This is a genomic window from Comamonas sp. CAH-2, from assembly GCF_009668305.1.
Classification (GTDB): domain Bacteria; phylum Pseudomonadota; class Gammaproteobacteria; order Burkholderiales; family Burkholderiaceae_C; genus Comamonas; species Comamonas aquatica.
The window spans coordinates 61,672-76,823 of sequence record NZ_VSWF01000014.1; the positions used below are offsets into that span (position 1 = coordinate 61,672).

General features: G+C 63.3%; 17 protein-coding genes. 14 read left to right on the top strand and 3 right to left on the bottom strand.

Annotated elements, in window-relative coordinates:
• Positions 1–74 precede the first annotated feature (74 nt).
• From fliL to fliR, 7 genes are read left to right on the top strand one after another with little or no spacing between them, the layout of a single operon-like run.
• Positions 75–632, top strand: coding sequence for a flagellar basal body-associated protein FliL (fliL, locus tag FYM52_RS10120; RefSeq protein ID WP_042413535.1), 558 nt, complete (start codon positions 75–77; stop codon positions 630–632).
• Positions 633–649: 17 nt separating this feature from the next.
• Positions 650–1,654 (top strand): flagellar motor switch protein FliM, encoded by a 1,005-nt coding sequence (gene fliM, locus FYM52_RS10125; protein WP_042413532.1) that lies wholly within the window; start codon positions 650–652, stop codon positions 1,652–1,654.
• Positions 1,644–2,093, top strand: a complete 450-nt coding sequence (fliN, locus tag FYM52_RS10130) for a flagellar motor switch protein FliN (RefSeq protein ID WP_042413529.1) — start codon at positions 1,644–1,646, stop codon at positions 2,091–2,093. Before fliM ends, fliN begins: the two co-directional genes overlap by 11 nt.
• Positions 2,086–2,445: a flagellar biosynthetic protein FliO gene (locus FYM52_RS10135; RefSeq protein ID WP_244982945.1), complete on the top strand. Its 360-nt coding sequence runs from the start codon at positions 2,086–2,088 to the stop codon at positions 2,443–2,445. Before fliN ends, FYM52_RS10135 begins: the two co-directional genes overlap by 8 nt.
• Before the next feature lie 8 nt (positions 2,446–2,453).
• The gene (fliP, locus tag FYM52_RS10140; protein ID WP_154163991.1) at positions 2,454–3,233 is read left to right on the top strand and encodes a flagellar type III secretion system pore protein FliP; all 780 of its coding nucleotides are present in this window, start codon (positions 2,454–2,456) and stop codon (positions 3,231–3,233) included.
• 18 nt (positions 3,234–3,251) lie between these two features.
• The gene (gene fliQ / locus FYM52_RS10145; RefSeq protein ID WP_154163992.1) at positions 3,252–3,521 is read left to right on the top strand and encodes a flagellar biosynthesis protein FliQ; all 270 of its coding nucleotides are present in this window, start codon (positions 3,252–3,254) and stop codon (positions 3,519–3,521) included.
• 26 nt (positions 3,522–3,547) lie between these two features.
• Positions 3,548–4,318: a flagellar biosynthetic protein FliR gene (fliR, locus tag FYM52_RS10150; protein WP_043382870.1), complete on the top strand. Its 771-nt coding sequence runs from the start codon at positions 3,548–3,550 to the stop codon at positions 4,316–4,318.
• 93 nt (positions 4,319–4,411) lie between these two features.
• Here the strand turns inward: fliR and FYM52_RS10155 are convergent, their stop codons facing one another.
• Both FYM52_RS10155 and FYM52_RS10160 read right to left on the bottom strand, forming a co-directional pair.
• Complete coding sequence (locus FYM52_RS10155) at positions 4,412–5,041, bottom strand: response regulator transcription factor (protein ID WP_162524690.1); 630 nt, start codon at positions 5,039–5,041, stop codon at positions 4,412–4,414.
• Positions 5,042–5,079: 38 nt separating this feature from the next.
• Positions 5,080–6,168: a histidine kinase gene (locus FYM52_RS10160; RefSeq protein WP_154163993.1), complete on the bottom strand. Its 1,089-nt coding sequence runs from the start codon at positions 6,166–6,168 to the stop codon at positions 5,080–5,082.
• Positions 6,169–6,271: 103 nt separating this feature from the next.
• Between FYM52_RS10160 and FYM52_RS10165 the strand changes: the two genes are divergently transcribed.
• The 7 genes from FYM52_RS10165 to FYM52_RS10195 all read left to right on the top strand — a co-directional run bounded on the left by FYM52_RS10165 (position 6,272) and on the right by FYM52_RS10195 (position 12,753).
• Entirely contained in the window at positions 6,272–6,718 is a 447-nt protein-coding gene (locus FYM52_RS10165) for a hypothetical protein (RefSeq protein WP_154163994.1), read from the top strand.
• 53 nt (positions 6,719–6,771) lie between these two features.
• The gene (locus FYM52_RS10170; protein WP_042413506.1) at positions 6,772–7,134 is read left to right on the top strand and encodes a response regulator; all 363 of its coding nucleotides are present in this window, start codon (positions 6,772–6,774) and stop codon (positions 7,132–7,134) included.
• Between the two features lie 42 nt (positions 7,135–7,176).
• Entirely contained in the window at positions 7,177–9,306 is a 2,130-nt protein-coding gene (locus FYM52_RS10175) for a chemotaxis protein CheW (RefSeq protein ID WP_154163995.1), read from the top strand.
• A 103-nt stretch (positions 9,307–9,409) separates the two neighbouring features.
• Positions 9,410–9,898 carry a chemotaxis protein CheW gene (locus tag FYM52_RS10180; protein WP_042413500.1) on the top strand — a complete coding sequence of 163 codons (489 nt, stop codon included), beginning with the start codon at positions 9,410–9,412 and terminating at the stop codon, positions 9,896–9,898.
• 104 nt (positions 9,899–10,002) lie between these two features.
• A complete protein-coding gene (locus tag FYM52_RS10185; RefSeq protein WP_154163996.1) occupies positions 10,003–10,866 on the top strand; it encodes a CheR family methyltransferase in 864 nt (287 codons plus the stop codon).
• A gap of 50 nt (positions 10,867–10,916) precedes the next feature.
• Positions 10,917–11,615 (top strand): chemoreceptor glutamine deamidase CheD, encoded by a 699-nt coding sequence (gene cheD, locus FYM52_RS10190; RefSeq protein WP_154163997.1) that lies wholly within the window; start codon positions 10,917–10,919, stop codon positions 11,613–11,615.
• 16 nt (positions 11,616–11,631) lie between these two features.
• The gene (locus FYM52_RS10195; protein ID WP_154163998.1) at positions 11,632–12,753 is read left to right on the top strand and encodes a chemotaxis response regulator protein-glutamate methylesterase; all 1,122 of its coding nucleotides are present in this window, start codon (positions 11,632–11,634) and stop codon (positions 12,751–12,753) included.
• Positions 12,754–12,868: 115 nt separating this feature from the next.
• Here the strand turns inward: FYM52_RS10195 and FYM52_RS10200 are convergent, their stop codons facing one another.
• A complete protein-coding gene (locus tag FYM52_RS10200) occupies positions 12,869–14,764 on the bottom strand; it encodes an ATP-binding cassette domain-containing protein (RefSeq protein WP_154163999.1) in 1,896 nt (631 codons plus the stop codon).
• Positions 14,765–15,152: the final 388 nt, after the last annotated feature.

A 15,152-nucleotide genomic window follows, 5' to 3' on the forward strand; every position in this document is an offset into this window, starting at 1 on the left:
GCGCGTGCACCGTTCCCGGGGACTGTCCCCGGCAAGGGTGAGCGAATTCACTATCTCCATCAAGGAACCACAACGTGGCCGCAACCAATCCTGCCGCCGCTCCGGCACCCGCCAAGAGCAAGAAACTGATCATCATCGGCGCCATCGTCGCCTTGCTTGTCGTGGCCGTCGCAGCAGTGGCACTCTTTGTCATGAACCGCTCACAGCACAGCGACCCCTATGGTGAAGAGGCGCCCGCCAAGAGCGCCGCGACCGTGGTGCCCACGTTTCTGCCCCTGGAGAACATGGTGGTGAACCTGGCCGACCCCGGTGGCGACCGTTTTGCCCAGGTCGGCATCACGCTGGAGCTGCAGGACGAGGCCACCGCCACCACGGTCAAGCAGTACATGCCCAGCATCCGCAATGGCATCCTGATGCTGGTGTCCCAGCGGACAGCGGATGAACTGCTGCAACGCGAAGGCAAGGAAAAGCTGGCCTCTGACATTCTGCGCGAGGTCACCCGCCCACTGGGGATGAACGCGGCACGTCCCCAAGCCGCACAGGCCCAGGGCGATGAGGACGAGGCGCGGCCCGCCGCCCGCCGCAGCAGCCCGGTGCGCCGTGTGCTGTTCTCCAGCTTCATCATCCAGTAAGCGCAAGGAAGTTTGGCATGAGTGATTCTTTTCTCTCGCAGGAAGAAGTTGATGCCCTGCTGGAGGGGGTAACGGGCGAGCGCCAGAAATCCGACTCCGAGGAGGTGGATGAAGGTTCGGTCCGCAACTACGACATTTCCAGCCAGGAGCGCATCGTGCGTGGGCGCATGCCCACCATGGAAATCGTCAACGAGCGCTTTGCCCGCAATTTCCGCATCGGCCTGTTCAACTTCATCCGCCGCAGCCCCGAAGTCTCGGTGGGTACGGTCAGTGTGCAGCGCTATAGCGCCTTCCTGCGCCGCCTGGCGGTGCCGACCAATTTCAACATTGTGGCCATCCGGCCGCTGCGCGGCAACGGCCTGATCGTGTGCGAGCCTTCGCTGGTGTTCGGCATCATCGACACGCTGTACGGTGGGGCGGGGCGCCTGCAGACCCGCATCGAGGGCCGCGACTTCTCGGCCACCGAGCAGCGCGTCATCAACCGCCTGGTCGATGTGATCAGCGAAGAGTACAAAAAAGCCTGGCACGGCATCTATCCGCTGGAGCTGGCCTACCAGCGCTCGGAAATGCAGCCGCAGTTTGCCAACATCGCCACCCCCAGCGAAATCGTGGTGTCGACCGCCTTCCAGCTGGAAATCGGCGACGTCTCGGGCTCCATCCATATCTGCATGCCCTATGCAACCATGGAGCCCATCCGCGACATCCTGTATTCGTCCACCCAGGGCGACTCCATGGAAGTGGACCGCCGCTGGGTCAAGGTGCTGACGCGCGAAATCCAGTCGGCGGACGTGACCCTGGTGGCCGAGTTGGCCCGGGCCGATGCCACGGTGGAGCAACTGCTGGCCATGAAGCCGGGTGATTTCATCGAGCTGGATCGCCAGCCGCGTATCCGTGCCTCAATCGGCGGCGTGCCGATCTTTGAGTGCCAGTACGGGACGCACAACAACAAATATGCAATCCGCATTGAGCAATGTTTGCGCAGTGGGGAATCGAACTGGACCGGAGAGAAGAATGGCAACTGACCAGAACAACAACGGCAGCGTCCCGGGGGATGATCCCTTCTCGGATTGGGCCGAGGCCCTGGAAGAGCAAAAGCAGACCGACGATGCCCACGCGGCGCTGGACGCCGAGCAAGGCGGTCCGCTGTCGGGCACGCCGGCCTACAACGGCGGGCACACGGGCACGGAAGTGCCGGTCAACGACATCAACATGGTGCTGGACATCCCCGTCCAGCTGTCCGTGGAGCTGGGCCGCACCAAGGTGCCTATCAAGTACATCCTGCAACTGGCCCAGGGCTCGGTGGTGGAACTGGACGCACTGGCAGGCGAACCCATGGACGTGCTGGTCAACGGCTACCTGATCGCCCAGGGCGAGGTGGTGGTGGTGAACGACAAGTTCGGTATCCGCCTGACCGACGTGGTCACCCCGTCCGAGCGTCTGCGCCGCGTCAGCCGTGGATAACGCCAGCCTGACCTCCTCGCTGCTGGCGCTGCTGTTGATGATCGGCGCCCTGGCGGCCTTGCCCTGGCTGCTCAAGCGCTGGCAACAACGCCAGCAGGGCCGGCACGCCGCCTCGGGCGTCAGCGCGCAGGTGCTGGCTTCGGTGGCGGTGGGCCCCAACCAGCGGGTGGTCACGGTGGAAGTCGGGCAGGGCAGCACGAAGACCTGCCTGGTCCTGGGCGTGACGGCCCATAACATCCATTGCCTGCACGTGCTCGGTCAGCCGGCCGGTGCCCAGCCGGTGGCCGCGCCGCCGGACTTTGCCGTCACCATGGCCCAACTGCGCAAAGACGAGCCAACCCCGCAACCATGAGAGAGCGCATGCGATTCAGCTTTCCCGTTCCCCGGGCGTCCTGGGGTGCTTCGGCCGCCGCTTTGGCGGCTTTTTGCTGGATGCCGGCCACCGTCTGGGCGCAGGCCGCAGCAGCCCCCAGCCTGCCCCTCCTGGTGGGCAGCGGCAGTGGCGGCAACAGCTTTTCCGTGCCGATCCAGACCCTGCTGTTCTTCACGGCACTGTCCTTCCTGCCGGCCATCCTGCTGATGATGACGGGCTTCACCCGCATCGTGATCGTGCTGAGCCTGCTGCGCCAGGCGCTGGGCACGCAATCGGCGCCGCCCAACCAGGTGATCATCGGCCTGTCGCTGTTCCTGACGCTGTTTGTCATGGGGCCGACCCTGGACCGCGTCTACCAGGAGGCCTACCTGCCGTACAGCACCAACAAGATGCAGTTCGAGGAAGCGGTGCAAAAGGCCGAAGTCCCGATGCGCGAGTTCATGGTGCGCCAGACCCGCCAGACCGATTACGCCCTGTTCGCGCGCCTGGCCAAGCTGGAGCCCGGCACCCAGATCGAACAGGCGCCGTTCCGCGTGGTGGTGCCGGCGTTTGTGATCAGCGAACTCAAGACCGCGTTCCAGATCGGCTTCATGATCTTCATCCCGTTCCTGATCATCGACATGGTGGTGTCGTCCATCCTGATGTCGCTGGGCATGATGATGCTGTCGCCGGTGCTGGTGGCGCTGCCGTTCAAAATCATGCTGTTCGTGCTGGCCGACGGCTGGAACCTGCTGATCGGCTCGCTGGCGTCCAGCTTTGCCATCTAGACCTGAAAGGCTTGTGCCATGACCCCCCAAATGGTGCTGACGTTCGGGCGCGAGGCGCTCACGCTGCTGCTGATGATTTCGCTGCCCGTGTTGCTGACCGTGCTGGCTGTGGGCCTGGTGGTCAGCATTTTCCAGGCGGTCACGCAGATCAATGAAAACACCTTGTCCTTCGTGCCCAAGCTGGTGGCTGCGGTGCTGGTGTTTGCGATCGCCGGGCCGTGGATGCTGAGCACGGTGGTGGACTTCATCCGTCGCACCATCGAGAACATCCCCAGTGCGCTGGGCTGAGGGCGTGGTGTGACGAGGGCGCAGCGGTGATCGGCATTTCCGAGCAGCAACTGATGGCGTGGCTGTCGCCCGTCATCTGGCCGTTTCTGCGCACGTTGGCCATGTTCACGGCCGCGCCCGTGTTCTCGCAGAAGGCCATCCCGGTGCGCGTCAAGGTGGGGCTGGCCTTTCTGGTGGCCGTGTGCGCCCAGGCGGTGCTCGATCAGCCCATGGTGGCGATCAACTCGCCCCAGGCGCTGACCTGCGTGATCCAGCAGGTGGGCATTGGCCTGGCCATCGGCCTGGCCGCGCGCCTGGTGATCGCCGCCATGGAGGTGGCCGGCGAGGCCATCGGCCTGCAGATGGGCCTGAGCTTTGCCTCCTTCTTCGACCCGGCCAGCAATGCACAGCTCAGCGCGGTCTCGCGCTTTCTGGTGCAGATCTTCACCCTGTTCTTCATCGTGGTGAACGGCCACCTGTTCGTGCTGGTGGCGGTGATCAAGAGCTTCGACGTGTTCCCCGTCGACGGCTCCTTCCTGCAGGCCGTGGCGCAGATGCGCCTGCATGAGCTGGGCAGCGCCGTGTTCGAAAGCGCGCTGTGGATCGCCCTGCCGATGATGGCGCTGCTGCTGTTCGTCAACCTGACCATGGGCGTGATCGCGCGCATCGCCCCGCAGATGAACGTGTTTGCCATCGGTTTCCCGATCACCCTGACCGTGGGCATGCTGGGCATCACGGCCACCTTGCCGATGATGGAGCAGCCCTTCCTGCAGCTCATCGAGCGCGCCCTGTCGGTGTTCGGGGGCGGTTTTCTTTAGTTAAAAAGAAGAGCGGTTAGCGTTCGAATTTAAAGGGGTTCAAAGTATTTACTATCTGAAGTCCTTTAAATTTGAGCGCTTCAAGCTATATTTTTATACAAGGCTGTTGCGGATGGCATAAACCGTCAGCTCGGCGTTGTTGCTCAGCTGCAGCTTTTCCAGCACCCGGGCGCGGTAGACGCTGACCGTCTTGGGGCTGAGCATCAGTTCCTCGGCAATGTCCGTCAGGCGTTTGCCGCTGGCAATCTTCTGCAGGGTCTGCATCTCGCGCTCGGACAGGGCCTCGTGCGGCACCTCGGGCGTGGGCTGGGCCAGGCTGTCCGCCAGCATCTGCGCCACCTCCGGGGTCAGGTACTTGCGCCCCTGGTGCACGGTGCGCACGGCGCGCACCAGCTCCAGCGGATCGCCGGCCTTGTTGGCATAGCCGTGGGCGCCGGCCTTCAGGCAGCGCAGCGCATACTGGTCCTCCGGGTACATGGACACCATCAGCACCCGGATCTCGGGGTAGCTCTCGCGCACGCTGGCCAGCACTTCCAGCCCGTTGCGCCCCGGCATGTTGATGTCCAGCAGCAACACCTGGCAGGCCGCCTGGCGCAAGGTGTCGCGCAACTCGGTGTAGCCGGCGGCTTCGCCGATGACCCGAATGTCCGTGGCTTCGGCCAGCGTGTCGCGGATGCCGCGGCGCAAGACCGCATGGTCGTCGCAAATCACCACCTGAATCACTGTTGTCCCTCTGCGGTTGTCATGAAAGTGGGCCCATCTTACGGGAGCGGGATGGAGACGATGATGCTGGTGCCGCGGCCGACCTGGCTGCTCACATCCAGCCACCCGCCCACCGTGCGCGCGCGCTCGGCCAGTCCGCGCAGGCCGAAGGCCTTGGGTTTGTCGCGCTGCCCGGCCGCCATCCCGCAGCCGTTGTCGCGCACTTCCAGGGTCAGAAACCCCTCGGCATTCGACAGCTCCAGGTGCACGGCGCTGGCCTGGGCGTATTTGCCGACATTGGTCAGCGCCTCTTGCGCGGTGCGGTAGGCCACGACCTGGATCTCCGGCGTCACCTCGATGGACGCCGGCGCATCCACGCGCGTGGGCACGCCGGTGCGGCGTTCGAAGTTCTCGGCCAGCCATTGCACGGCGGCCACCAGGCCCTGGTCCAGCACTGGGGGACGCAGGTTCATCATGATGCGCTGGCTGGCGCCCAGGGCGTGCTGCAGCATCTCCAGCGCCGCCTGGGCGTGGTTGCGCACCTGGGGCTCTGTCGCATTTCGGTCAATCCAGGCCAGGTCAAATTTGACGGAAGTCAAAGAACCGCCGATGTCGTCATGGATCTCTCGGGCGATGGCCGCGCGCTCCTGCTCGATCGATTGCTGCAGGTGCTCAGTCAGCTCGGCCAGTTGGCGCTCGGAACGTTCCAACTCCCGCATTGCCTGCTCCTTGGCGCGGCGCGCCTCGTGCACCTCCAGGGCGCGCGACAGCACGTGCGGCAGGCGCGCCATGTCGTCCTTGAGCAGGTAGTCGGCAATCCCCTGGCGTATCGCTGCGACAGCGGCGGTTTCGCCAATCGCGCCGGACAGCAGCACAAACGGCGGGCACTGCGGCAGATGGCGTGCGGCGGCCCAGGCATCCATGGCCGTGAAGCCGGGCAGGTAATAGTCGGCGAGCACCAAATCGTAAGTTTGTGCTTGCAACTGGGTCAAGAAATCCACCAATGTGTCGACACACACCATATGGCAGGCCAATCCTGCGCGTTGCAAGGTGATCTGTGCCAACCGCTGATCCGCTGCTGAATCCTCGAGGTGGAGGAAAAGCAGGGGCTTATCCGTTGGATCAGGTTCCCCGATGGGCGCTATCATTGGATACATCTTGGAACAAACTTTCGGGGGGTTGAATCCTTCGTGCCACAGGCAAACGCATGTTGGGCCAGCATGCTAGAGGTTCACCCATCTTGGAGAAACGATGCAACCACCGCAAACACCGTCTGCAGAACCTGCTGTGCAGGTGCCTGTCATGGTTGCTGCCGAATTACAGGATTCGCTGCTGGTCGTCATGCGTGACCTGCATCGCCTGGAAGGGTTGCTCAATCATGCCACGTCCAATTTGCTTGCGCGATTTGGCGAGGCCAACGTCCTGCTGTCGGAAAATGCGGCAGACGACTCCCCCACTGTGGTGGCCGCGCGGGCGGCGCTGCGCAATGCCGTCACCGAGCTGCAGTTTCACGACATGGCCTCCCAGCTGATCGTGCACACCACCCAGGTGCTGCAGGGCTGCGCTTTCCGCCTTGCTGCCGAGACCATGGGGCGCGAGGATGAGGAGTTGGAGGCCCCCGTGGTGGCGATGCAACCTGAGCGGCCCAATCCTGTGACCCAAAGCGAGATGGATGCTGGTTCAATAGAGCTGTTTTGACCCATCCCCCAAGTCTGATCCATTCACATCTTAAAACTCCGTTGGAGCCTTACATGCACTCGATCCTAGCCGTTGATGATTCACCATCCATGCGAAAAATGGTCTCCTTCACATTGACAGGGGCCGGCTACAAGGTGGTGGAGGCGGTGGACGGCATGGACGCCCTGGAGAAGGCGGAAGCGCAGCATGTAGACCTGATCCTGGCGGACCAGAACATGCCGCGCCTGGACGGCATCGGCCTGACCAAGCGCCTGCGCGAGCATCCACGGTTCAAGAACACGCCCATCCTGATCCTGACCACGGAGTCCAGCGACCAGATGAAGCAAGCAGGCAAGGCCGCCGGTGCGACCGGCTGGCTGGTCAAGCCATTCGACCCCAACCGTTTGATCGAAGTGATACAGAAGGTGATTCGCTAAAGACGAGTTCGTGCGGAAGCTGAGAAAAAGATAGGAACCCAAATGGCGGATACACACAACGACGGATCAGAGACGGATTTCGATCTGACCCAGTTCTACCAAATCTTCTTCGAAGAGGCGGGGGAGAACCTCGACCAGATGGAGCAGATGCTGCTGAATCTGGACCTGGATGCAGCCAATGACGAAGAGCTCAACGGTATTTTCCGTTGTGCCCACTCGATCAAGGGGGGATCGGCGACCTTCGGTTTCACCGACGTGGCCGAGCTGACGCACAAGATGGAGTCGCTGCTGGACCGTCTGCGCCGCCATGAAATCACCCCGGTGCCGGAAATGGTGGATGTGCTGCTGGAGTCGGCGGATGCCTCGCGCAGCCTGCTGGCGCGCCACCAGGCGGGTGGCGAGGGCGAGGCCATGTCCACTGCCGATCTGGTGCAGCGCATCACGCGGCTGGCCGCCGGCGATGGCGCCGCGGCCGTGGTGGCGGCGCCTGCCCCGGTGGTCGCACCGGTGGCGCCGGCCCCTGCACCCGCTGCTGCCCCCGTGGCCGCACCTGCCCCGGTGGCGGCTGCTGTGCCCGGCGGCGTGCGCCACCTGCGCATCAAGATCGGGCCGGTCGAGGTGCTGGAGTCCGTCGAATCCATCAAGGAGCTGTTCCGCGACATCCCCGGCCTGGGCAGCATTGAGGACCTGCCTTGCGACGAAGCCCAGACACGGCTGTTCGCGGTGCAGACCCATTCCACCGATGACGACCTGCTGGACCTGATGGCCTTCCATGTGGCCAAGGAACAGGTGCAGATCACCGAACAGGGCGCGGCCGCGCCGTTGGCTGCCCCCGCCGCCGCCGCAGTTGAAACCGCAGACGTGGCAGAGGTCGAGGCGGTGGCGCACCAGCCCGCAGCCTTGCCGGACGCCGAGGCCTACGGCATCTTTGAAGGCGCGCCCGGTGCGCCCGCCCTCAAGCCGGTGGCTGCCGCGGCCAAGACCACTACGCGCCCGAACATGGCGCAGATGGAATCCACCAGCATCCGCGTGGAAGTGAAGAAGGTGGACCAGCTGATCAACCTGGCCGGTGAGCTGGTGATCATCCAGGCGATGCTGGCGCAGAACAGCCGCGCGCTGGATCCGTCGGCCAACCAGCAGTTGCTGGCGGGACTGGCCGATCTGGACCGCAACACCCGGGACCTGCAGGAAGCGGTGATGTCGATCCGCATGATCCCCATGTCCACCGTGTTCAGCCGTTTCCCGCGCATGCTGCGCGATCTGGCCAACAAGCTGGGCAAGAAGATCAACCTGGTCACCCAGGGCGAGGCGACCGAGCTGGACAAGGGCCTGGTGGAAAAGATCACCGACCCCTTGACCCACTTGGTGCGCAACAGTCTGGACCACGGCATCGAAATGCCGGAAGACCGGATTGCCGCCGGCAAGTCCGAAGTGGGGACCCTGACCCTGGCAGCGTCACACCAGGGCGGCTCCATCGTCATCGAGGTGCGTGACGACGGCAAGGGCATGAGCCGCGAGAAGATCCTCAAGAAGGCCCGCGAGCGCGGCATGGACGTCTCGGACAGCATGTCGGACAACGAGGTGTGGATGCTGATCTTCGCGCCCGGCTTCTCCACCGCCGACGTGGTGACCGACGTGTCGGGCCGCGGCGTGGGCATGGACGTGGTGCGCAAGAACATCGCTGCGCTCAACGGCTCGGTGGAAATCGACTCCGTGCAGGGCGTGGGCATGCGGGTGTCCATCCGCTTGCCACTGACCCTGGCCATCATGGACGGCATGTCCGTGGGGGTGGGCGAAGAGGTCTACATCCTGCCGCTGTCCTCGGTGGTCGAGTCGTTCCAGGTGAACGCAGCCGACGTCAGCACCGTGGCCCAGGGCTCGCAGCTGGTGAAGGTGCGCGACGAGTACATGCCGGTGATCGAGCTGGAGCGGGTGTTCGGCGTGCCGCGCACACCGGAGAGCAAGCGCAGCGACATCATGGTGGTGGTCGAGTCCGACGGTTCGCGCGTGGCGCTGCTGGTGGATGAGCTGCTGGGCCAGCACCAGGTGGTGGTGAAGAACCTGGAGAGCAACTACCGCAAGGTGCCGAATGTCTCGGGCGCCACCATCCTTGGCGATGGCACAGTGGCCCTGATTCTGGACACCAGCAGTCTGGTGCGCCGTACCCGTTGAAGTGAAGGCATGGCCGGCGTGCGCATGGAGCCTGCGCCGGTCCGAGCAACCAATTTTTTGCGCAGGGGCGTCATGATGACGCCCACCGCTTGAGGAGAAAGCAATGAACATCATGGGAAAGAACGCGGAAAGCAAGGCATCCGGTGCCCGCGAATACCTGACCTTCCGCCTGGGGGCGGAAGAGTACGGCATCGACATCCTGAAGGTGCAGGAAATCCGTGGCTACGAGCAGCCCACGCGCATTGCGAACGCTCCGGAGTTCATCAAGGGCGTCGTGAACCTGCGCGGCACCATCGTGCCCATCGTGGACATGCGCCTGAAGTTCAATTGCTCCGAGGTCGAGTACAACAGCTTCACCGTGGTCATCATCCTGAACCTGCGCAACCGCGTGGTCGGCATCGTGGTGGACTCGGTCAGTGACGTGATGGAGCTGGCGCCGGAAGCCATCCGCCCCGCACCGGACATCGAAAGCGCCATCGACAACGGCTGCATCCTGGGCCTGGGCTCGGTGGGCGAGCGCATGCTGATCCTGCTGGACATCGAGAAGCTGATGTCCAACGTCGACATGGGGTTGGTGGCGCCTGCGGAGTAAGCCGCGTGCGCAGATTCGCCTGTCCAGCCCGCCACTCTGGTGGGCTGTTCATTTTTGGTGGCACTGTGGCCATGGTGTGAGCCTGGGCTTCTCTCTCTTTTCTCATGCGTCAAGATTCCTCCTCCGCTTCTGTTTCGGGCTCCGGCCCAGCCGCCCAAGGGCGGGAGTTCGCATGGACTTCGGCGGATTTCAGCCGGGTGCAAGCGCTGATCTACAAGCATGCCGGCATCAGCCTGCACGATGGCAAGCACGCCATGGTCTACAGCCGCCTGTCGCGGCGCCTGCGGGAAACCGGCCATGAAAGTTTTGACGACTACCTGTCGTGGCTGGAAAAGCAGGGTGATGCGCGCGAGTGGCAGGAGTTCGTGAATGCGCTGACCACCAATCTGACGGCTTTCTTCCGCGAGCAGCACCACTTCGACATCCTGGCGCAGCACCTCAAGAGCAAGGCGGCCGGCACGCCCTGGCGTGTCTGGTGCAATGCCGCCTCGACCGGCGAGGAGCCGTACTCGATCGTGCTCACGGCCCAGGAAACCCTGGGCGCGAACGCCAACTTCAAGCTCACGGCCAGCGACATCGACTCCAAGGTGCTGGCCACAGCCTCCAACGGCATCTACCGGATGGAGAACGTCAAGAACCTGAGCCAGGAGCGCCTGCAGCGCTTTTTCATGCGCGGCAAGGCCAGCAATGCTGGCATGGTGCGCGTCAAGCCGGAGCTGCGCCGCATGATCGACTTCCTGCAGGTCAACCTGATCCGCGACGACTGGCCCTTCAAGGAGCCGTTCGACATCGTGTTCTGCCGCAATGTCATGATCTACTTCGATGCACCCACCCAGCGCAAGGTGCTGGAGCGCATCCACCGCGTGATGAAGCCCGGTGGCATGCTGTTTGTGGGGCATGCGGAAAACTTCACCGATTCCCGTGACCTGTTCGTGCTGCGTGGCAAGACGGTGTACGAGCGGATCTGAATGCAGGCCTGCCATATGTTTTGCCGTTCCATGATCACGAGGGTGCGCTTATGAACACAACACCGCATGGATGGAACCACGCAGCCCTGGTTGCCACACGCAGTGCGGGGGTACCGGCCCCGGCGCCGCAGGCGGCACTGGAGCGTTTGCGCCAGCGCCCGCGCAAGCCGGGGGAGGCCTCGTTTTTTTATTACGATCACCACTTCCAATACAACGCGGTCAAGGTGTTGCCCGGCGAGTATTTCGTGACCGGCGAGAACATGGTGATCTGCACGGTGCTGGGGTCCTGCATTGCGGCCTGCCTGTGGGACCGCAACCTGAACATCGGCGGCATGAACCATTTCATGCTGCCCGAGGGCGACAGCAACGATGTCAGTGGCCGTTATGGCTCGTACGCGATGGAAGTGCTGATCAATGAAATGATCAAGCTGGGTGCGCGGCGTGAGAGCATGCAGGCCAAGATTTTTGGGGGCGGCCAGGTGATGGCCAACTTCACCACCATGAATGTCGGGGAACGCAACACCGATTTCGTGACCCAATACCTGCATACCGAGCGCATTCCCATCGTGTCGGAAGATGTGCTGGACATTTATCCGCGCAAAGTGGTCTATTTCCCCATGACCGGCAAAGCCATGGTCAAGCGACTGGCCCATGCCCACCCCGAAGCCCTGGTGGAGCAAGAGCGTGCCCGCGGCAGCGCGGCGCAGCTGGCCAAGACCAATGCCGGTGGTAGCGTGGACCTGTTTTGAGAGAGGTTGAAGAAGAATGAACCGGAAGATTCGGGTGATTGTGGTGGACGACTCGGCGCTGGTGCGCAGTCTGCTGGCCGAAATCATCAATCGTCAGCACGACATGGAGTGCATCGGAACGGCCAACGACCCCCTGGTGGCGCGCGAGATGATCCGCGAGAAGAACCCCGATGTGATCACCCTGGACATCGAAATGCCCAAGATGGACGGCATCGACTTCCTGGGCCGCATCATGCGCCTGCGGCCCATGCCGGTGCTGATGATCTCCACGCTGACCGAGCGCGGCGCCGAAGTCACCATGCGTGCGCTGGAGCTGGGTGCAGTCGACTTTGTCTCCAAGCCGCGCGTGGGCGTGGCCAACGGCCTGACCCAGCTGTCCAACGAGATCGTCGAGAAGATCCGCATTGCCGCCACGGCCCACGTGCACCGCATGGTCAAGCCGGCCGCGGCGGCGGCCGCACCGGCCGGCACCGATGCCGCAGGGGCGCCGGCCGCGGCCAAGCCGCCGGTCAGCAGTGCCACCTTGCTGGGCCGGGTGTCCACGGAAAAGCTGATCGCCATCGGGGCGTCCACCGGCGGTACCGAGGCCATCAAGGAAGTGCTGACCCAGATGCCGGCCGATGCGCCGGCCATCGTCATCACGCAGCACATGCCGCCCGGCTTCACCACCAGCTTTGCCGCGCGCCTGAACAGCCTGTGCCAGATCACAGTGAAGGAAGCCACGCACGGCGAGCGCATCCTGCCCGGCCACGCCTACATCGCCCCCGGTGGCAAGCAGTTCGCCATCAGCCGCAGCGGCGCCAACTACGTGGCCGTGGTGGATGAGCAGGCACCGCCGGTCAACCGCCACAAGCCCTCGGTGGAGGTGCTGTTCAAGTCCGTGGCGCAGTTTGCCGGGCGCAATGCCTTTGGCGTCATGCTGACCGGCATGGGCGCCGATGGCGCCGTGGCCATGCGCGAGATGAAGGACGCGGGCAGCTACAACTACGTGCAGGATGAGGCCAGCTGCATCGTCTTCGGCATGCCGCGCGAAGCCATCGCCCACGGGGCGGCCGATGAGGTGCTGCCGCTGACGCAGATCGCCCACTCGCTGCTGGGCAAGCTGCGCGCCTCGCCGGACGTGCGCCACCGCATTTAAGGCCTTCCATAAAAAAAAGGAGCTGCCAGCGCCTTTCCAACAAGGACTTCAGATGGTTTTCTATCTGAAGTCCTTTGTTTTTGTGCGCAGACAGCTCCTTTTTTGAAGGGAGCAATCAGCTGGACAGCAATTCCCAGCGTTCCAGCGCCTGCATCAGCGCTTCCTCGATCTCGCCATCGCGGGCATGCAGCTGCATGGCGCGGGCGTTGTCGTTGGCGTAGATGCTGGGGTCGTCCAGTTCCGTGCGGATGCGGGCCTGCTCGTCTTCCAGCGATGCGATCAGGTCGGGCAGTTGCTCCAGTTCGCGCTGCTCCTTGTAGCTCAGCTTGCGCTTGGCGCCCGACAGTACCGCCTTGTCCTTGGCCGCGTCCTCCTTGGCGGGGGCCGGCGCCTTGGCGGCGCTCTGCTTGGCCGCTTGCTCGGCCAGCTCGCGGCTGCGCTTGGATTGCAGCAGCCAGTCCTGCACGCCCCCTTCGTACTCGCGCCACAGACCGTCGCCTTCGGCGGCGATGGTGCTGGTGACCACGTTGTCCAGGAAGGTCCGGTCATGGCTGACCAGGAACACCGTGCCGTCGTACTGCTGCAAAAGATCTTCCAGCAATTCCAGGGTGTCGATGTCCAGGTCGTTGGTCGGCTCGTCCAGCACCAGCACATTCGCGGGCCGCGCAAACAGGCGCGCCAACAGCAAGCGGTTGCGCTCGCCACCGGACAGCGATCGCACCGGGGAGTGCGCCCGCGCGGGCGAGAACAGGAAATCCTGCAAATAACTTTTCACATGCTTCTTGTTGCCGCCGATCTCGATCCACTCACTGCCGGGGCTGATGAAGTCCTCCAGCGTGGCATCCAGATCGATCTGGTGGCGCATCTGGTCGAAGTAGGCGACCTGCAGGTTGGCCCCGCGGCGGATGGTGCCGCTGTCGGCCTCCAGATCACCCAGGATCATCTTCAGCAAGGTGGTCTTGCCGGCGCCGTTCGGGCCGATCAGCCCCACCTTGTCGCCACGCAGCACCGTGCCGGTGAAGTTCTTGACAATCGTCCTGGCGCCAAAGGCCTTGGACACGCCCTCCAGCTCGGCCACGATCTTGCCCTGGTAGCTGCTGTCCTTGCCGCTGGCAATGTCCATCTTCACGCTGCCCAGCGCCTCGCGCCGGGCCTCGCGGTTGGCACGCAGCCCCTTCAGGCGTTCGATGCGGCTCTGGCTGCGGGTGCGCCGGGCTTCCACCCCCTTGCGGATCCACACCTCTTCCTGGGCCAGCAACTTGTCGGCCTTGGCGTTGATCACCGCTTCCTGCTGTAGCTGTTCTTCCTTTTGCAGCAAGTACTGGGCAAAGTTGCCGGGGTAAGACTGCAGGTGACCGCGGTCCAATTCCACAATGCGGGTGGCAATCCGGTCCAGGAACGCCCGGTCGTGGGTGATGGTGACCACGCTGCCCTTGAAGTCGATCAGCAAATCCTCCAGCCACTCGATCGAATCCAGATCCAGGTGGTTGGTCGGCTCGTCCAGCAGCAGCACGTCCGGCTTCAGCACCAGGGCCTGTGCCAGTGCCACGCGCTTGCGGGTGCCGCCCGACAGGCTGCCGACCAGCGCCTGGCCATCCAGGTGCAGGCGCTGTAAGGTCTCCTCCACGCGTTGTTCCCAGTTCCAGGCATCCTGCGCCTCGATCTGGGACTGCAGCGCATCCAGGTCCATACCGTCGGCCCCCGACAGATACTGGTCACGCAACTGCGCAATCGTCGCCAGCCCTTCGGCGGCGGACTGGAACACCGTGTGCTCGGGATTCAAGTCGGGCTCTTGCGGAACATACGCAATGCGCACGCCGTTCTGCACCTGCAGCGTGCCATCGTCGGCATGCGCCAAGCCGCCCAAGATTTTCAACAGAGAAGACTTGCCCGCACCGTTGCGGCCAATCAGCCCGATGCGCTCGTTCGTTTCCAGCGCCAGGCTGGCGTGATCCAGCAAGGCCACGTGCCCAAACGCAAGCTGGGCGTCCAATAAGGTAATCAATGCCATGGTGTGCGCATTATCCAAGGCGGCAGCGCCCAGCGCTGCCGCAACCCTGACCATCTGGATGGTCAGGGTTGAAAAGATCTTTTCCAAAACTAGGGCCAAGCAGTGCTATAGTTCGCCTCCTTGCTTCAGGAGTGGTGGTTTTGCCTTCAAGTCCTGAAAATTTTTTTGCAGCGATTTGCGCAGACAGCTCAAATCGATGTACAATGCAAGGCTTCGCCAGCAAGTGCTGCTGAAGGAATTTCTGAAAAAATTTCAGAAATGCATGACAAAAGTTGTGCTACAATACAAAGCTTCGCTGATCACGGCGAAGCAAGAAATCTGAAGTGATTCAGGTTTGCATCTTTAAAAAGATACAGCCGATAAGCGTGGGCGTTTGAAGGCGAATTGC